14 protein-coding genes and 1 other RNA gene are annotated in these 18,527 nt (G+C 38.2%); 14 read left to right on the top strand and 1 reads right to left on the bottom strand.

The window, feature by feature from the left end:
* Positions 1 to 29: 29 nt before the first annotated feature.
* From rnpB to OZX76_RS04840, 10 genes are all read left to right on the top strand, one after another.
* Positions 30 to 387: RNase P RNA component class B (rnpB, locus tag OZX76_RS04885), an RNA gene on the top strand.
* Positions 388 to 455: 68 nt separating this feature from the next.
* Positions 456 to 1,580: a class I SAM-dependent RNA methyltransferase gene (locus tag OZX76_RS04880; protein ID WP_277181499.1), complete on the top strand. Its 1,125-nt coding sequence runs from the start codon at positions 456 to 458 to the stop codon at positions 1,578 to 1,580.
* Positions 1,577 to 2,815, top strand: a complete 1,239-nt coding sequence (locus tag OZX76_RS04875) for a metallophosphoesterase (protein WP_277178305.1) — start codon at positions 1,577 to 1,579, stop codon at positions 2,813 to 2,815. Before OZX76_RS04880 ends, OZX76_RS04875 begins: the two co-directional genes overlap by 4 nt.
* Positions 2,816 to 2,819: 4 nt before the next feature.
* Entirely contained in the window at positions 2,820 to 3,155 is a 336-nt protein-coding gene (locus OZX76_RS04870; protein WP_277178304.1) for an acyltransferase, read from the top strand.
* A gap of 154 nt (positions 3,156 to 3,309) precedes the next feature.
* Entirely contained in the window at positions 3,310 to 4,707 is a 1,398-nt protein-coding gene (locus OZX76_RS04865; protein WP_277178302.1) for an ISLre2 family transposase, read from the top strand.
* 212 nt (positions 4,708 to 4,919) lie between these two features.
* A complete protein-coding gene (locus tag OZX76_RS04860) occupies positions 4,920 to 6,596 on the top strand; it encodes a formate--tetrahydrofolate ligase (RefSeq protein ID WP_277178300.1) in 1,677 nt (558 codons plus the stop codon).
* A 9-nt stretch (positions 6,597 to 6,605) separates the two neighbouring features.
* Positions 6,606 to 7,070 (top strand): signal peptidase II, encoded by a 465-nt coding sequence (lspA, locus tag OZX76_RS04855; protein ID WP_277181447.1) that lies wholly within the window; start codon positions 6,606 to 6,608, stop codon positions 7,068 to 7,070.
* Complete coding sequence (locus tag OZX76_RS04850; RefSeq protein WP_277181445.1) at positions 7,063 to 7,971, top strand: RluA family pseudouridine synthase; 909 nt, start codon at positions 7,063 to 7,065, stop codon at positions 7,969 to 7,971. Before lspA ends, OZX76_RS04850 begins: the two co-directional genes overlap by 8 nt.
* Before the next feature lie 4 nt (positions 7,972 to 7,975).
* Positions 7,976 to 9,031 (top strand): carbamoyl phosphate synthase small subunit, encoded by a 1,056-nt coding sequence (locus OZX76_RS04845; RefSeq protein ID WP_277181443.1) that lies wholly within the window; start codon positions 7,976 to 7,978, stop codon positions 9,029 to 9,031.
* Between the two features lie 3 nt (positions 9,032 to 9,034).
* Positions 9,035 to 12,211: a carbamoyl phosphate synthase large subunit gene (locus OZX76_RS04840; protein ID WP_277181441.1), complete on the top strand. Its 3,177-nt coding sequence runs from the start codon at positions 9,035 to 9,037 to the stop codon at positions 12,209 to 12,211.
* Positions 12,212 to 12,261: 50 nt separating this feature from the next.
* Here OZX76_RS04840 and OZX76_RS04835 read toward each other — a convergent pair whose 3' ends face one another.
* A complete protein-coding gene (locus tag OZX76_RS04835) occupies positions 12,262 to 13,950 on the bottom strand; it encodes an NFACT RNA binding domain-containing protein (protein WP_277181438.1) in 1,689 nt (562 codons plus the stop codon).
* A 377-nt stretch (positions 13,951 to 14,327) separates the two neighbouring features.
* Here OZX76_RS04835 and OZX76_RS04830 point away from each other — a divergent pair, with 377 nt between their 5' ends.
* The 4 genes from OZX76_RS04830 to OZX76_RS04815 all read left to right on the top strand — a co-directional run bounded on the left by OZX76_RS04830 (position 14,328) and on the right by OZX76_RS04815 (position 18,501).
* Positions 14,328 to 14,741: a winged helix-turn-helix transcriptional regulator gene (locus tag OZX76_RS04830; RefSeq protein WP_277181436.1), complete on the top strand. Its 414-nt coding sequence runs from the start codon at positions 14,328 to 14,330 to the stop codon at positions 14,739 to 14,741.
* Between the two features lie 78 nt (positions 14,742 to 14,819).
* Positions 14,820 to 15,698: a DegV family protein gene (locus tag OZX76_RS04825; protein WP_277181434.1), complete on the top strand. Its 879-nt coding sequence runs from the start codon at positions 14,820 to 14,822 to the stop codon at positions 15,696 to 15,698.
* 48 nt (positions 15,699 to 15,746) lie between these two features.
* A complete protein-coding gene (locus OZX76_RS04820; RefSeq protein WP_277181431.1) occupies positions 15,747 to 16,370 on the top strand; it encodes an NUDIX hydrolase N-terminal domain-containing protein in 624 nt (207 codons plus the stop codon).
* Between the two features lie 154 nt (positions 16,371 to 16,524).
* On the top strand, positions 16,525 to 18,501 hold the full coding sequence (locus OZX76_RS04815) for a S9 family peptidase (protein WP_277181429.1): 1,977 nt from the start codon (positions 16,525 to 16,527) through the stop codon (positions 18,499 to 18,501).
* Positions 18,502 to 18,527 lie beyond the last annotated feature (26 nt).

Genomic DNA, 18,527 nt, shown 5'->3' with positions numbered 1-18,527 from the left:
ATTCTTTTGGTATAATCTTTTCTAGTGTGAATTTTGAGCAGTCGCGGTTTGGCTTTGTGCCAAGCTGAGGAAAGTCCACGCACGCACAAGCTGCGATGCTTGTAGTGTTCGTATTTAGCCCAATAAGCTAAAGAATTTTTAATTACGGCGGAAAAAATGCTAAGTCTTTGATATGCATGACTATCCTGAAAAGTGCCACAGTGACGAAGCAGCAGCGGAAACACTACTGGTGGAACGAGGTAAACCCTGCGAGCGTGCAACCCAAATTTGGTGGGGGCGTCTCAACCTAAGAAATTGAACTAAAGGTTGGATTACTTTGTAGTAAAGATAGATGGCTGCTGAAGGTAATTTTGCCAAAATTGCTGGAACAGAACGTGGCTTATAAAAATTTGCACTGGCAGCGTTGAGCTTTTCAAAGGGCTCAACGCTTTTTTTAAGAAATGAAAAGGATCATGATGAAACAATACCAACTTTATACAACAATGGGCGCGGGCTTTGAAAGTGTCGTTGCCAAAGAACTGCAATCGCTTGGTTATGAAACCAAAACAGAAAATGGCCGCGTTTTCTTTAAGGGTAATCAAGCAGACATCGTTAAGACTAACCTGTGGCTACGGACTGCAGACCGTGTTAAAATTTTGCTAAAAGAGTTCAAGGCTACCGACTTTGACACGCTTTATAACCAAGTTTACGATTTTGATTGGGCAGAATTATTGCCAATCGATGCTAAATTTCCAGTTCAAGGCCGTTCCGTTAGGTCAAAATTGCATTCTGAACCGGGCATCCAATCAATTGTTAAGAAGGCCATCGTCAATAAAATGTCCGCCCAGTATCACCGCCGTGGCTTTTTGCCAGAAAGTGGCAACGAATATCCGCTGGACATTCACATTTATAAAGATACAGCGCGGGTTTCCCTTGACACGACTGGCGCGAGTTTGTTTAAGCGCGGTTATCGTATCGAGCACGGTGGCGCACCGTTAAAAGAAAATTTTGCGGCCAGCCTAATTAAGTTGACTCCTTATGATGGTACGCACCCATTAATCGACCCAATGACTGGTTCGGGAACTTTAGCAATTGAGGCAGCGTTAATTGCCAGAAACATTGCTCCTGGTACTTGGCGTAAATTTGCCTTTGACGGCTTCGATTGGTTTGATGCTAGTCTGCACGAAACAGCGTTAAAAGAAGCTAAATCTCAGGTTCGACCATTGGAGCAACCAATCTGGGCCAGTGATATTGACCAGTCAATTTTAGAAATTGCCAAGTTGAATGCTCACAATGCTGGCGTGCTGCAGGATATTAACTTCAAGCAGGTAGCAGTCAAGGATTTTGCAACAGACCTAGAAAATGGCGTCATTATTGCTAATCCGCCATATGGTAAGCGATTAAAAGATAAGGAATCTGCCGAAGCTTTGTATAAGCAAATGGGTGAAGTCTTCCGTAAATATGAGAGTTTTAGTCAATATTACTTAGTTGGTGACCCTGATTTTGAAAAATGTTTCGGTCAACGAGCAACCAAAAAGCGTAAATTATTTAACGGTAACTTGCGTGTTGACTTTTACCAATATTGGGCAAATAAAAAATGATTACAGATAAGTTAAACTCTGAATTTTGGGTAATTACAGATACGCATTTAATTGCGGACAGTCTTCACGACGATGGCTCAGCTTTTGCACGAATGCAAAATACCAGTCAGGGTAAAGACCTAGTGTACCAAGAAGTCGCCTTGAGTGCCTTTTGTAAGATGGCACAAGAAAAGAAACCAGCGGCGATTATTGTAACTGGCGATGTCACTTTTAATGGTGAACTGATTTCCGCACAAAAATTTCAAGAGATTTTTAGTAGTTTGACTGAAACAAAATTACTGGTTTTGCCCGGTAATCACGATATTTATGATGGCTGGGCTCGTAGCTTTAAAGCTGCCAAGCAAAGTCTAACTCCGCAAATTAGCCCCCAAGCTTGGCGGCAAGTTTTTAAATCAACCTATGATTGCAGTTTAAATCAAGACCCACATTCTCTGGCGTACAGCGTGCAACTAAATCCGCAATATCTTTTGTTAATGCTAGATTCCAATATTTATGATACTCAAGAAAATTTTAATTCGCCAAATACTGAAGGCCAGATTAGTGATGATCAATTTGTCTGGCTTGAAAAGCAATTAATTGCGGCACACCAACATCATTTGCGGCCGCTGCTATTTATGCACCATACACTTTACGTTCATAATCCTGAAGTTAATCGCGGCTTTGTTTTAAACAACGCACCACTTCTACGGCAATTATGCCAAAAATACGACGTTAAAATAGTTTTTTCTGGTCATATTCACGCACAGAATATTATTGGTCCAGTTGGCAAGGCACCAACGACTGAAGTTGTGACCTCAAGCTTTTGTTCTTATGACCAAGCATATGGTGTTGTCAAAGTTAGTCCTAAGCAAGTTATTTATCAGAGAAAAACATTTGACATGGTACCGTATTTGACCGATCTAGAGCGACAAAATCATCGCTTGACCCACTTTCACCAATATTTAAAAGACATTCAGTTGCGTAATTTGAGTAGTCAATCTGAAACTGCCAATCCGTTGCTTGATGAACAGTCACCATTAATTAAAGAGGCAAATGACTTGTTTCTTAATATGAATTTTAATTACTTTACTGGTCACAATCATATTAGCCAGGAAAAGCTCGATGAAATTCATAATTCGATTGCTTACAAAACGCTTGAAGCAATGCATCCTAAATTCCGTAGTTATATGAAAACATTGTATGATACGTCGCAACATAGTAATTTAGAAGCAACAGTTAGATATAATCAGGAGTAGTTAAATGACTAAAAAACACTTTATTATTCTTGGCCGTGTAGGGCTGGTCTATTTTAGCTGGGTATTTGTTGTATTATTTCTTAGCTTAATTATCGCTTATGAGGGCACACACATTACAAACTGGCCGGCTATCATTTTCGGCCTAGTTTTTATAATCTTACTAATTTATACCTTTTTAACTTCATATTGGAATGAGCAATACTTTAAACTACCGTTCAAGGCTAAAGTAAAAAGCAGCAAGAAGCCAGAAATGTTCTGGCAATGGCGCTGTTTGAATGTCTACGTAATCACTGTTGCCGATTTAGAAAAATATTATCTATTACGAATTGCTAAAGACTAGATTAAAAGCAGTCAACTAAAAATGTTGACTGCTTTTTTGTGATTGCAATTAGCCGTTAGCGTAAAGTATTTGTGGGGAAAATAAAAAATAGAAGAGAACCTTCTGCTAAAATGTAGTTTGAACAAAATTTACATTCAGAAAGGTTTTCTTCTATATGACTAGTTTACTACAAGATTTACAGCTTTTGTTAGATAATTTAACTACTGATACTAATAAGCTGCTGGACTGTCAGCTTACTTTCGATGATGTCTTAGAAGCATTCATGCAGAAATTGCGCCATTGGGGTTTAAAGCTAATTGGTTCTTATCTTGAGCAGCTTGATGCTAGTTATAAGCAGTTGCCTAGTCGCAAAAAGCAGTATGAAGTTAAAGCCATGCGTACATGTATTAAGCAGACTTTGTATGGGCAATTAACTTTTAAGCGTACTTATTACCAAGATAAACAAGACCAACATTATTTCTTTTGGCTTGATCAAGCCTTAGCTTTCACCAAGTATAGCCGGATGACCTTAGGCTTTAAGGCGGCTGTTTTAGAAAACGTAGCTAAATATCATTATCAGGCAGCCATTGATTTACTTAAATACAGTGAAATCCATTCTAAAACAACAGTCATGAATATTGTTCATCGTGCAGGCCAGCTATTGCCTAATCAACCTGATCAGGTGCAAGCACGAAATAAGCAAATTGTTTATTTAGAAGCAGATGAAGATCATGTCGCCTTTCAAGATGGCAGTAACCATTTTATGAAGTTAGTGTACTTACACGAAGGCTATGATGAAAGCCAGAAGCGCCATCACTTAATTAAGCCTAAATATTTTACTGGTACTTATGCTGGTATGGCCAATGAACAACTGTGGGACGAGGTGCTATGTTATTTAGAAGCTAATTATCCGCAAGCTAAGCAGTTTTATCTTGCTGGTGATGGCGCGCCTTGGATTAAGGCGGGCGCTAAATATTTACCTAACTGTAAGTTTGTCTTGGATCGCTTTCATTTGTTAAAGTATTGCCGTCAAGCCGCTGTTAATACTAAGGCAGCTGCTGCTTATCGCTTATATCATTGGGCTTTAACCGGTCAGCGGGACAAAGTAGAATTATACTTTGAAACTCGCTTTAGTGATCCCGACTTAACATCAACGCAAATTGCCGCTCTTAACCAAGCTAAAACTTATCTATTAGGTAATTGGCAGGCAATTTTAAATACGCAAGAAGCAGCTTATCAGCGTTGCACCGCTGAAGGCCACATCAGTCATTATTTGTCAGAGCGGCTGAGTTCAAGACCAATGGGCTGGAGTAAGGTAGGAGCTGAAAGTGTAGCCAGAAGCATTATCTTCCAGTTAAATGGCGGCGATATTAGCCAATATTTGCTTAACGAGCAACGAAAAGCTGCTAAAGAGCAAAGAATTAGGCAAGTAGACCATCGTTTTAAGGCAAAGAACAGACCGTATTATGAGTATTTTCAAGCAGACTTTGGCGAAACGGCCAAGACACATTATTGGAATCAAGGGATCATTAATGGCGGGCAGATATTTGATTTACCCGAGCAAATAATTTAAAAGCGAAAACTACAAATAGCAGCAGGTAAAGGCTTAAAGTTTATTACCCACAAAAAGTTGACACTAACCAATTAGCCTGTAAATAAGAAAATATTTTTAAAATTTGTTATAATAGAAGTTGATTTTAACAAAGGTGGGGACCTAAATTCTAATATGAAAAGGCAAGAAGACGAAATGACAACTTAACTTAAGGACAGAAAGAAGACGGCCAATTGAAAACAGATATTCAAATTGCACAAGAAGCACAAATTTTACCAATTAATGAGATTGCAGCTAAGGTAGATTTAACTAAGGCTGACCTTGAGCCTTATGGCTATGACAAAGCCAAGATTAATTGGCAAGCGATTAAAAGAGTTCAATCTAATGAGCACTTAGGTAAGCTGATTTTGGTAACCTCAATTTCACCAACACCGGCTGGTGAAGGTAAGTCAACAATAACAATTGGACTTGGTGACACGATTAACAACCAATTACATCAAAAAACTATGATTGCTTTGCGTGAGCCGTCAATGGGCCCTGTTTTTGGCCTTAAAGGTGGTGCCACTGGTGGTGGTCAAGCACAGATTATTCCAATGGAAGATATTAACCTGCATTTTACAGGTGATATGCACGCATTAACTGCCGCAATCGATACTTTAGCGGCACTTGTTGATAACTATATTTACCAACAAAACGAACTTCATCTTGACCCTAACAAAATTGTCTTGAAGCGCGGAATTGATGTTAATGACCGGAGCTTAAGGCAAGTAACAGTTGGCCAAGGTTCTAAATTCAACGGGATTGAACACAAGTCAAGCTTTGCTATCACCGTTGCTAACGAACTAATGGCAATTTTATGCTTAGCAACAGACATTAATGACTTGAAGAAACGAATTGGTGCCATGCTTGTTGGTTATACAACTGCTAATGAACCAGTTTACGTTAAGCAACTAGGCTTTCAAGGGGCAATCGCTGCACTTCTTTCTAATGCACTAAAGCCAAATTTAGTGCAAACAATTGAGCACACACCTGCATTAGTTCATGGCGGGCCATTTGCTAATATTGCTCACGGTGCTAACTCTGTTATTGCAACTAACCTTGCTCTTCATTTGAGTGATTATACTTTAACAGAAGCTGGTTTTGGTAGCGATCTTGGCGGCCAAAAGTTTATGGATTTTGTATCTACGAAACTTGATAAAAAGCCTGATGTTAGTGTTATTGTTGCAACGGTACGGGCATTAAAATATCAGGCTGAAGGTTCAACCGATAATCTGGATCAGGAAAATCTCTCTGCTTTACGCAGCGGTTTTAAGAATCTAAAGCGCCATATGAATAATATGCGCAATTATGATGTTCCTGTAATCGTCTTAATTAACCATTTTGCAACTGATACACAAGCAGAACTCGATTTACTGACACAGTTAGTTAATGAGCAGGGAATTGACGCCAAGGTAGTTGACTATCATGAGCGAGGCTCAAAAGGTGGTATTGAGGCTGCTCAAGCTGTCATTGACTTAGCTAATTCTGGTAAATCCCACTTGACACCAACTTATCAAGCAATGGATGATGTCAAAACCAAAATTGCTAAAGTTGCCAAAAATATTTATCACGCAACAAGCGTTGAATACAGCGAAAAGGCTGAGCGTGACATTCAAGAATTAGAAAAGATTGGAAAAGATAAATTGCCTGTTATCATTGCCAAAACGCAATATTCATTTACTGATAACGCAAAATTACTGGGGGCACCAACTAATTTCACTTTGCACGTTAAGGGTGCAAGCTTAAGAAACGGTGCTGGCTTTATCGTAATTACTACCGGACATGTTTTAGATATGCCGGGATTACCTAAGCATCCGGCAGCGCTTGATATTGATGTCGACAATAATGGTAAAATCAGCGGTTTATTTTAAAATTTATTTATGCAATTTTTATATTTAATTATTTCTTTAGTGGTTGTCCTTGCAGACCAAGGACTTAAGTCTTTTATCAGCAACAATTATGCCCTAGGAGAAGTCCATCAAGTTGTGCCGCACATTTTGTCATTTACTTATGTCCAAAATAATGGTGCTGCTTGGAATATTCTAACTGGGCAAATGTGGCTGTTCTATTTGATTAGCGTTTTTGCAATTGGTGTTTGTCTGTTTTATCTGTTTAAACCCAAATACAAGAACATGTTATTTGATTGGGGATTGGCTCTTGTTTTAGGGGGAATTATCGGTAATTTAATTGACCGCATTCACCTCAAATACGTAGTTGACATGCTGCAATTAGATTTTATGCATTTTAATATCTTTAATATTGCCGATTCTGCAATTACCATTGGCATTATTTTAGTGTTTATTTATCTGTTGTTTTTTGATGAAAGTGGTAACGTGAATGACTGAAAACTATCAGCTTGAAGTTAAGACTGAACAAGGACGGCTCGACAAGTTTATTGCTGCCAAAATTGCCACCTTATCGCGTACGCGTATCAAAGAATTAATTCAAGATAAACAAGTACTCGTCAATAAAAAGCTCGAAAAAGTTTCTTACAAGGTTCAGCCTGGTGATCAAATTAAGGTAACAGTTCCAGCTTTAAAGCCGTTAGCAGTTACTCCAGAAAATATCCCGCTAGATATTGTTTATGAAGATGAAGATGTCATTATCGTTAATAAACCTCAAGGAATGGTTGTTCATCCAGCAGCAGGACATCCCGATCATACCTTAGTTAATGCGCTGTTATACCATACAAAAGATTTAGCTGCCAGTCCTGAAGGCTTTCGCCCAGGGATTGTCCATCGCATTGATAAAGATACATCCGGCTTATTAATGATTGCCAAAAATGCTCATGCGCGGGAGAGCCTAGAAGACCAGTTAGCTCATAAGACTAATAAACGGCAATATTTAGCAATTGTTCACGGTAATTTTAATGAAAACAGTGGTATTATCGATGCACCAATTGGCCGTAATCATTACAATCGCAAAAAGATGGCCGTTGTTGAAAATGGTAAGGGTGCTGTCACGCATTTTACAGTACTTGAACAATTTAAGGATTATAGTTTAATTCGTTGCCAATTAGAGACCGGCCGGACACACCAAATCCGTGTCCATCTATCTTATATTGGTCATCCCGTTGCAGGCGACCCTTTATACGGCCCCCATCATACCTTACAAGGTCATGGGCAATTTTTACATGCTCAAGTTTTGGGCTTTTCACAACCATCTAGTGGCAAGTGGCTTGAGTTTCAGATAGACCCACCGCAAATCTTTATGCAGCGGTTAGCTGAATTAAGAGAAACTAAGTGATTACATGAAACGATATTTAATTCTTGAGGATGGCAGCTCATTTGAAGGTGAGGGCTTTGGAGCATCAATTATTTCAACGGGTGAACTAGCAATTCAAACCGGTAATTATGGCTATCAAGAAGCATTAACTGATCCAACTAACGCTGGTAAAATACTTGTTTTTACTGCCCCAATGATCGGTGGCAGCGGAATTAATGCGATTGATTATGAAAGCATTAACCCAACTGTCAAGGGAATTATTGCCAACGATGTTGCCCGTAATATCTCTGATAGCGAAAATTTTCAAGATTTAAATTCTTTTTTACAAGAAAAGAAAATACCGGCATTATATGGTGTTGATACGCGGGCATTGGTGCACTTATTAATTGCAGAAAAGACTATCAAGGCGTCAATTATGGACGCGAGTGATGAACATGCTTTTGATCAAATTAAGGCACTTGTTTTGCCTAAAAACAAATCCGCTGCAGTTTCAACTAAAAATGCTTATGCGGCACCAAACGTTGGCAAAACCGTTGCTGTCCTAGATCTAGGTCTCAAGCATTCAATGCTGCGAGAACTATCATTAAGAAAAATCAACGCAACCGTCTTGCCACTCGATGCTTCTGTAACCGACATTAAGAATTTACGACCGGATGGCATTATTATCTCAGGAGGACCAGGTAAGGCCGCTGAAGTTAAAGCTACTTTAGAGCCAATGTTTACCCATTTTTGTGGAAAGTATCCTATTTGGGGTATTGGTCTGGGTTTTTTAGCCCTTAGTGACTACCTTAATTTCGAATTAGTTGACTTACCGGAGGAATTTAATGGCACTAATTATCCGGTAATTGAACAAAATTGTAACCAGATTTGGCAAACAGCAATGAACATTTCACAATTGGTTTTAGCTGATAGCGTACAAATGGAAATGGAACAGGAATACTTTGACCTGCACAGTTATTTACTGGCGGGCTTTTGTAATACGCAGAAAAAGATAATCGGCACGGCTTTTAACGCTGAAGGTGCACCGGGAAGTCTTGATGCACTATCTATTTTTGATGATTTTGTAAAGATGATGGGGTAAAGTATGCCTTTAGAAAATGATTTAGATAAGATTTTAATCTTCGGGTCAGGACCAACACTAGTAGGTAGCGTTGCAGAAACTGATTTACTGACTTCTGATGCAATCAGAGCGCTTTTAGAGGAAGACATTCATGTAATCCTTGTAAATCCTAATCCAGCAACAATTTCAACCGATAAAAGACCAGGAGTAACTGTTTATCTTGAACCCATGACCTTGGACTTCTTAAAGCGGATTATTCGCATGGAAGAACCCGATGCAATCATTCCTGCATATGGCTCAACAACGGGTTTGTCAGTAACGATGGATTTAGTCAACGATGGGATTTTGCAGCAAATGGGCATTAAGTTGCTCACGCTAAATAAAGAAACCTTAATGATTAATTCTCAACAGAAAATGACCGCTTTTCTTAAACAAAACGGTCTAATCGTTAATCAAAATTGGAAGCTAGCCGATTTTACCATTGAAAATTTGGCACATGAATTAGATACTAAAGTTACTTTTCCTGTCTTACTGGTCAAAAAAGAGCGTTATTTGCCCAACAAACAGACTATTTTTCATAAAGCGCATGACTTAGTTGATTACATTAAAAAGGAGCGGCAATGTGAAGGCTTTTCCTGTGATAACTACCGCTTAATTGAAGACTTGTCTTCATGGGAAGAAGTCATCGTCAATATTATCCGTGATGGTGATGGCAATGTATTATTCACCAGTTTTGCGGATTCGATTGAACCGGTTGCGATTAATGCGGGGGATTCCGCAATGGTGATGCCGGCATTGACCCTGAATAATGACCAGGTGCAACGCATTAGACAGATTGCGCAAAAAATTGCAGCTAGTTTAAAAATTGTTGGTATTTTGAATATTCATTTTGCTGTTAAACATCAGGGAACTAAGTTTGATGTCAAAATTTTAACCATTAAACCGCGGTTAACTAGAAGCGTGATTTGGACACAACGAATTGGGCTTTACAGCGTTGGCTATATCGTTAGCAAAATTGCGATTGGCTATCGCCTTAACGAGATTACGGACCCCATGTCGGGACTAAACGCTGCAATTGAGCCAACTCAAGATAAGGTCGCTGTGCGCATGCCATACTGGTCATTAACGCAATTAGGTGCAAACTACTATTCTTTAGGTAAAAGGATGCAATCAGGCGGGGAAGCTATTGGTATTGGGCGTAATTTTGAGACTGCATTTTTAAAGGGGCTTGCTTCAACAGTCAATCTCAATACGGCCGTACAATTATTTGTCGCTGAAACAGAAAAAGACAAGGAAGTAATTAAGCAGGACTTACTTCATCCCGACGAAATGCATCTGATTAAGCTGCTGGCAGCTATTGCTAAAGGATTTTCGTATCAAGAATTACAGCAGTTGTTACAGCTGCATCCCGTTTACTTTCAAAAATTGCAAAACATTGTCAAGATTGGACAAAAATTAAGCGAAGACAAGCCAAGTGATGAACTACTTCTTGAAGCTAAAAAGCGCGGTTTTCGTGATGAATTAATTGCGAATTTAACTGGAATAAGTCTTGATGCCTTGCAAAAGCATCTAAAAAAAATCCATTTGACACCATCTTATTTACAAATTGATGGTTCGTCAGGTGTTTACCGGCCCAATGTTTCTGCTTATTACAGTGCTTTTGGCGTTCAGGATGAAGTCGAGCCACTTGCTGCTGACAATAAGGTGCTCGTGATTGGTATGTTGCCGTCACAAGTGTCAGTCACCAGCGAGTTTGACTACATGATTAGTCATGCAGTGCAAACTTTACATAATAATAATTATGCCACAATTCTCATTTCCAATAATGACGAATCCGTGGCCACTAGTTATAAATATACTGATCGCATCTATTTTGAACCTGTCACAGTTGAAAACATTGTTCAGGTAACACGCAAGGAGAACATCAAAAACGTTTTACTCCAATTTTCTGGTAAAAAGATTAACGCACTAGGTGATAAATTAGTTCAATGTGGTTTAAATGTTTTAGGAAATCATAGCGAGAATCCCGTTGACAAGATTAAGCAGTTGCTGACAACACCAATGAAGTCACTTAAGCAAAATCCTCTTTTGACAACTACTGACGCTAAGGAAGCAGAAAAGTTTATTCAAGAACACGATTTTCCCATTTTGATCGGCGGTTTTAACAACCAGGGGGTTAAGCAAAAGTCGGCTGTAGTTTACGATCAGCCAGCATTAGAGAAGTATGTTTTGGAAACACAACTATCAAAAGTAACTTTGTCACACTTCATTGAAGGCAACAAGTACGAGATTACGGCAATTTCTGATGGTAAAGATGTTACCATTCCGGGAATTATTGAGCACTTAGAGCAGTCGGGTTCACATGCTTCGGACTCAATTGCGGTCTTTAAACCACAAAATTTGTCTAAAACTGGCAAAAAGTTATTGGTTGAATATGCAACCGAATTAATTAAGCGGTTAAAGATGCGTGGTATCTTCACACTTCACTTTTTAATTGTCGATAAGAGTATCTACCTGTTACAAATTAAGCCGTATGCAGGGCACAATGTTGCCTTTTTATCGCAATCATTGGGTAAAGATATTACAGCATACGCTACAGAAGTGTTAACGGGGAAAAATTTAGCTAATTTAAATTGTAAAAAGGGTCTATGGCATTCAAACAGCTTTATTCATGTTAAGATGCCAGTCTTCTCGTACGTTGACTACAATAGTGGTAATACCTTTGATTCCAAAATGAAGTCATCTGGATCGGTGATGGGCCGCGATACGGAACTGGCTAAAGCTCTCTATAAGGGTTATGAAGCCAGCGGACTGCATATTCCAAGCTTCGGCACTCTTTTTATTTCTGTTCGTGATGAGGACAAGAAAAAAATGACCGAGTTGGCACAACGCTTTAACCGGTTAGGTTTTAAAATTATAGCCACCGAGGGTACTGCCAATTCCTTCGCTGAAGCCGGAATTACTACTGGTGTGGTAAGCAAAGTTCATTCGGATCCAAATAACTTATTAGAAAAAATTCACCAGCACAAAATTGTGATGGTGGTTAATATTACTAACCTTTCAGATACAGCAAGCGGTGACGCGATAAGAATCAGAGACGAGGCTTTAAATACACATATTCCCGTTTTATCTAGCATTGAAACTACAGAACTAATCTTACAAGTGTTAGAATCATTATCACTAACCACGCAACCAATTTAAAAATTTAATAACTAACGCAAAATCGAGAATGCAATGCATTCTCGGTTTTTTTAATCTATTCTTTTACTTAAGACACGGTCTTTTTCTGGAGTAACTTCAATCGAGTTCTGTCCGGTATAAATAACAAATCCTGGTTTAGCACCATTGGGCTTCTTAACTCGCTTATCTTGAACATAATCAACTTGCACATGCGCAGAATCTTTAGCTTTAGAGAAATAGGCCGCAATTTCAGCAGCTTCCGCAATATCTGCATCGGTAGGGTGGTCATCTTGCAAAATTACGTGTGAGCCGGGAATATTCTTAACGTGGAACCAAAAATCGGTTTTGTTTGCCTTTTTAAGAGTTAACCAATCATTTTGGTAATTATTCTTACCAACTAGCACTGTTTTACCGGAGGTAAGCTTAAACTTGTTTAAATTGTGCTCCGTGATTTTTTTTCGGCGTTTTTGCTTCTGTGGCCGCCGAATATAACCTTGACTGATTAATTCATCAGTAATTTGGTCAATATCTTGTGGTTCAGCGTTATCAATGGCAGTTTGAATGGAATCAAAGTAGGCCAAGTTATTCTGAGCTATATCAATTTGCTGCTTGACATGCTTAATCGAATCCCGCAGCTTTTTGTAACGGGTAAAATACTTTTGACCATTACGTGCTGGAGACAATGCGGCATCAAGCTTAATCTCAATCGGTTGATTATTATCATAATAATTTGGCAAAGAAATCTTCGTCATTCCTGGCTTAACTTGTCGCAAATTTGCATTTAAAATTTCGCCCCGAATCCGATACCCTTCGGAATTTTCCGCTTGATTAAGCTGCTTATTAAGTTTGATGATTTTTTTACTTAACTTTTTTTGCTCATTTTTAATAATTCGCTCAACTTGACTTGCCTTTTGCTTAACCCAATCACGATTAGACTGATATTGATAAAATTCATCAAGAGCATGGTTCAAATCTGAATCCGTACTCTCTTGCACTAAATCCAAATGATAGGGAAGGTAAGGGAAGATTTTCCGCTTGTTGTTAGGTGTTTTTAAAATAAACGCGCCAGACTTATTAAATTGCTGCATAAAAATTTTGAAGGTTGAGTAAGTATTATCATCTTCCAAATAGCCGGTCAGTTCATCTCGATCATCTCGGTCTAAACCGCCAACTTTCTTAGCAAAAGCTGCTGGCTCGCAGTCAGCCATTTCCTGATTAAAGTCACTTTCCGTTAACTCAAAGCCATTTAAACCCGGATTAAGGGGTGGCAATTCATATTTTGCCTTAGGTAATAGAATTCGTGCTCGGTTTTCATCAGGATTAATCCGCTTCAATAAATCAATTATATGGCCGCTTGTTTGGTCATATAAAATTACGTTACTATGGCGCCCCATCAATTCAACTGATAAATCAAGTTGCACCTGATCTCCGAGTTCATTACGATTACTGAAACAAAAGTTAATAATTCGGTCAACTCCAACCTGATTAATAGACTGTAAAACTGAGCCTTCAAGATATTTCCGCAGAACCATTACAAAAGTAGGCGCCTTATCTGGATTACTAATTACTTGTTTGGTTAAGTAAAATCGTGGATATTGCGCATTTGCAGAAATCAATAATTGCTGATTTTTGCGTTCTTTTCTAAAAGTTAAAATCAAATCCTGGTTAAAAGGCTGGTAAATTTTTGATAAGCGGCCACCAACAAGAGCTGGGGCTACGCTGTTTAATAGGCTATGAATGAATAAGCCGTCAAATGCCATAAAGATCACCTCAAAATACGAACTCTATTATACCAATTATTTAGCAATAAGTATAAATATCATGATACCAAATTTCTTAAAATAACGTACAGTAGCAATATATTAACAAATTTAATATTAGCTAAACAAACTATTGCAAAAAGATGCTATACTGGTAATATATATTAATGAATATTGGTATTTATTATTCATAAGTTGAAATTAATACTAGAATGTTTCACAATAAAATTATTTGCACACTTAATATTATTGTTTCACACTTTCACAAATCTAATTAGTGCTTATTTAACAATGCTTTTCAGCATTTTTATGGCTGAAATTTATAATATGGGAAATAATTTTATCTTTTAGTTAGTTAGAGGAAAAGGGTTAGTTGAATGGATATTTTATGTTTTAGCACGATTGCTGTGCAAATTAAAAATGAAATTAGTCGTAAATGTGGGTTAAACTTATCGCAAACAAGAATTTTACTATACTTTGATAAAAGTGGTAATCAGCCATTGAAAATGGGAAGCTTAGCAGAAAAACTAAATATCTCTTTATCAACATTAAGTAGACAATTACAACAGAAAAAGACTTTGGCTTTAGTTGAAATTACTCGTTCTGAGAGTAACTCCAGTAAATCGGTTGTTTTAAACAAGGCTGGCACGCAAAAAGCTGCTGAATTAAAGGCTGCTTTAAAGCAAATTGAAGAAGTTCTCTTCAAGGACTTTTCACCAAACGACGTTGTGCAGTTAAGCACCTCAATTAATCAATTGGCTACTAACTTAGAAACAGTAAAGTCTCTTTAGATAGATAGTAGAATGCCCGCCTATTTTTATGCTATAATTTCTCTTGTATCACATATTAATAAGCGAAAGGTTAATTAGATGAAAATTGCATTAGTTACCGATAGTACTAGCGTTATAACTAAACAAGAAGCTGAAGACAATAATATTATTATTGTGCCAATTCCAATTATTATTGGTAATGAAGAATATTTAGAAGGTGTCAATATTACTTCCGACAAGCTTTTCGAGCTGCAGCGAGAGGGTGCTGACTTTCCTAAAACCTCACAGCCAAGTATGGGCAGTATGATTAGCCTTTTTGACAAGCTACATGAAGAAGGATACGAAGCAATTATCGCTATTACACTTTCTAGTGGCATTTCAGGTTTCTATCAAAATTTATGTAACATTGCCCAGAGTCACCCAGCATACAATCTTCATCCAGTTGATACCAAGATGACTGTGCGTTTGCAGGGTAATTTGGTCTTGGCTGCTGCAAAAATGATCAAAAATGGCTTAGATTTAACGACCATTCTTGATCACTTAGAAAAAATCAGAGCAACAATTGATGAAGTTTTTGTCGTTAACGACCTAAAAAACTTAAGTCGTGGTGGCCGTTTAAGTAATGCCAGTGCTTTTATTGGTTCGATGCTTAATATTAAGCCGTTATTAACCTTTAAAGACGGAGAAATCATCGCGTTTGACAAAATTCGGTCAATGAAACGAGCGTTTATCAAAATGGAGAGTTTAGTAGTTGAGAAAATTAACCAATTGCCATACAAGGACAAAATTAAATTATTCATTATTGACTCAAATGATGAAAGCCAGGTTAAGCAAGCAAATGAATTTTTATTAAAAGAATTTCCAGATAAGACGATTTCAATCACCAGATTTAGTCCCGGCATTGCAACTCATTTAGGTGAAAAATCACTTGCCATTGGCTGGATGATTGACATTGACAAAATTGATTTAACAAAATAATTAGCAGCTGTTACAGCTGCTTTTTCTATGATATTTAAAGGAGAAAACATGGATAAAAAAGATCAGTTTACTGATTGGGCAATTGAATTACAAAGCTTAGCTCAAAACGGCTTGGAGTATGGTCATGACAAGTTTGACTTAGAGCGCTATGAGCGAATTAGGGCTATTGCCACCGAAATGATGGCCGCTAAAACTGGTTTGCCACTCAGGCAAGTTAAGTCATTATTCAGCAGTGATGACGGCTACCAGACGCCTAAATTGGGCACTCGTGCAGCGATTTTTAAAGATGATCAAATTTTGTTAGTGCGAGAAACCACAGATGGTGCTTGGTCAATGCCTGGTGGCTGGTGCGAACCTAATATGTCCGTCAAAGAGAATTGTATTAAAGAAGCCAAAGAGGAGTCAGGTCGTGACGTGGTTGCCGAACGAGTTATTACGATTCGCAACCATGTACATACAATTCGGGGTGAGCGAGCAATTAATGTCATTGATGTTTTCTTCCTATGCCGTGAAGTTGGTGGCGAATTTGTCAAAAACACGGAAACTACTGACTGCTGCTATTTTAGTCTTAAAAACCTACCTAAGTTATCAGCTGAACGAAACAGCAAAGCAGAAATTAAAGCGTGTTTTGATGCATATCATGATCCTAACTGGCAAACAACTTTTGAATAAAACTTCAAACACACGATTGGCGAGAAACTACTGTCAATTGTGTGTTTTATTAGTTAGAAAAAGGATTGACAAAAAAGGTCAGAATAGTAAGATTAATTAAATTAATAAATAATGAAATAATATTTAATTTAATTAATCAAAGGAGTGAAGCTTTATGACGAAAAATATCGCACCAGAAGACCTTTATCAGTTGAGATCAGTTTCGCAAGTACGATTTTACGATAATAAAATCTTCTTTACTGAAAATTTTATTAAAAAAGACAGCAACAGTTATTTAGCCAATTTAGTTAGTCTTGATCAAGACAAAAACTATCGCGTTTGGAGTCGAGAAGGATTAAACAGTAGTCCGCGAGTATTGGGAGATTTTCTCTATTATCTTCATCAAGAAGACGGTGAAAAGCCGCAGCTTTACAGGATGCCAATTGACGGGGGCAGCGCACAACCTTTCTTATTAACTGATGGTAAAGACACTTCAGTTCAAGAATTAGTTGTTTCCAATGATGCGCAAGCTTTGTATGTGAAGAGTAAGAAAACTCAGGAAAAGCCTAAATTCAAAACGGAAAAATTCCCAGAAGTTAGACACGTAACAAAGCTGAATGGACGCTTAGATGGCTATGGTTGGTTTGAAAATGATGCCGAATTTTCACTGATTAAGATAGATAAACTAATGCAAGAAGCAACGGTTTTATTTACAACGAAAGACGATTTTGAATTAGCAGCGGTCGCTAAGGCAGGAACTAATATTGCTTATATCAGGGGGCGCCAGCCTGAACTTGATACCGATATTGATTACACCAAGGCAGTGTATCTTTATAACGAAAAGACAGGCAAAACCCAATTGATTACTACTAATGTTGCTCAAGGGAGTTTTTCTGCCGCAGCATTTTCACCGGACGGCAAGACTTTGGCATTGGTCGGTAATGATAACAGTTATCCAGGACAAACCATTAACGATCTGTGGCTGTATTCCTTAGAAACTAAGCAATTAACTAATTTAACTCAGCAGTTGCTCGATATTGATGTAGGATATGAAGCGGCTCTAACTGCAGATTTTACCCAAAATTTATGCAGTAACAGTGTAGTTTGGTTAGATAATAAACAGTATGTTTTTACTGCCTTACATCATGGTCATAGTCAACTGTACCTGGGTAATCGGGATACTGTACAACTAATTCGCGATGAAGCCGAAGATATCACTGACTTTTGTGCAGCTAGCCCACAAAAATTGCTTTTGACAGTTTCAAAACAGGCATTGCCAAGTGAATTATTACTTTTTGACCTTAAAACTAAAACCACGAGTCAGTTGTATAATCCTAATCATGACTTTGAACGGACTCATAGTTATCTTAAAGCGCAAAAATTCACTTATCTGTCTAAAGATAAAACACAGGAATTGGAAGGCTGGTACTTGCCTGCAGCAAACAAGCCTAAACAGTCTCCAGTATTGTTGTATGTTCACGGTGGTCCACATGCAGCCTATGGTGAAGCCTTTTTCCATGAATTTCAAGTTTTAGCTAGTTGGGGTTATGGAATAGTTTATGTTAACCCACGTGGCTCAACCACATACGGTCAAAAATTCTGTAATGATGTCGACGGCCATTATGGCGAGAATGATTTTTCTGATGTCTTAGCTGGCCTGGATTATGCCTTAGAGCATTTTCCTGAATTAGATAAGAACCATCAATACATCGCTGGTGGTTCTTACGGCGGCTTCATGACAACTTGGGCTGTAGGGCACACCAAACGGTTTAAAGCAGCGGTTGCCCAGCGCTGTGTCAGTGACTGGATCAGCATGAATGGCACCTCAGATATCGGTTATTGGTTCGACCGTCAAGAACTACAGGCTAATTTATTCAGCGACAACGAAGCCCTTAAAAAATATTGGCGAATGTCTCCGTTAGCTTATGCCCAAAATGTAACAACGCCGATTAGATTACTCCATGGTGAATGGGATATGCGTTGTCCAATCTCACAAAGTGAAGAATTCTTTACTGCCGTCAAGCTGGCAGGGGCAGAGACCGACATGATTCGTTACCCGCAATCATTCCATGGCGTGTCACGTAATGGCTTGCCATCTCTTAGAATCCACAGAATGCATGATATTAAAGAATGGTTTGATAAGCATCAATAAAAATATCGTAGTTTTATATCAAAAGT

It is taken from the genome of Lactobacillus sp. ESL0677 (assembly GCF_029392875.1).
In the GTDB taxonomy this organism is placed as follows: Bacteria; Bacillota; Bacilli; order Lactobacillales; family Lactobacillaceae; genus Lactobacillus.
This window is presented reverse-complemented; position numbering and strand designations above follow the sequence as displayed.

What these genes read in the sequence shown, in the direction of transcription:
- OZX76_RS04875 (WP_277178305.1), top strand. Translation starts at nt 1,577, where the DNA reads ATGATTACAGATAAGTTAAACTCTGAATTTTGGGTAATTACAGATACG.
- OZX76_RS04865 (WP_277178302.1), top strand. Translation starts at nt 3,310, where the DNA reads ATGACTAGTTTACTACAAGATTTACAGCTTTTGTTAGATAATTTAACT.
- OZX76_RS04815 (WP_277181429.1), top strand. Translation starts at nt 16,525, where the DNA reads ATGACGAAAAATATCGCACCAGAAGACCTTTATCAGTTGAGATCAGTT.
- OZX76_RS04850 (WP_277181445.1), top strand. Translation starts at nt 7,063, where the DNA reads ATGACTGAAAACTATCAGCTTGAAGTTAAGACTGAACAAGGACGGCTC.
- OZX76_RS04840 (WP_277181441.1), top strand. Translation starts at nt 9,035, where the DNA reads ATGCCTTTAGAAAATGATTTAGATAAGATTTTAATCTTCGGGTCAGGA.
- OZX76_RS04870 (WP_277178304.1), top strand. Translation starts at nt 2,820, where the DNA reads ATGACTAAAAAACACTTTATTATTCTTGGCCGTGTAGGGCTGGTCTAT.
- OZX76_RS04880 (WP_277181499.1), top strand. Translation starts at nt 456, where the DNA reads ATGAAACAATACCAACTTTATACAACAATGGGCGCGGGCTTTGAAAGT.
- OZX76_RS04825 (WP_277181434.1), top strand. Translation starts at nt 14,820, where the DNA reads ATGAAAATTGCATTAGTTACCGATAGTACTAGCGTTATAACTAAACAA.
- lspA (WP_277181447.1), top strand. Translation starts at nt 6,606, where the DNA reads ATGCAATTTTTATATTTAATTATTTCTTTAGTGGTTGTCCTTGCAGAC.
- OZX76_RS04845 (WP_277181443.1), top strand. Translation starts at nt 7,976, where the DNA reads ATGAAACGATATTTAATTCTTGAGGATGGCAGCTCATTTGAAGGTGAG.
- OZX76_RS04835 (WP_277181438.1), bottom strand. Translation starts at nt 13,950, where the DNA reads ATGGCATTTGACGGCTTATTCATTCATAGCCTATTAAACAGCGTAGCC.
- OZX76_RS04820 (WP_277181431.1), top strand. Translation starts at nt 15,747, where the DNA reads ATGGATAAAAAAGATCAGTTTACTGATTGGGCAATTGAATTACAAAGC.
- OZX76_RS04830 (WP_277181436.1), top strand. Translation starts at nt 14,328, where the DNA reads ATGGATATTTTATGTTTTAGCACGATTGCTGTGCAAATTAAAAATGAA.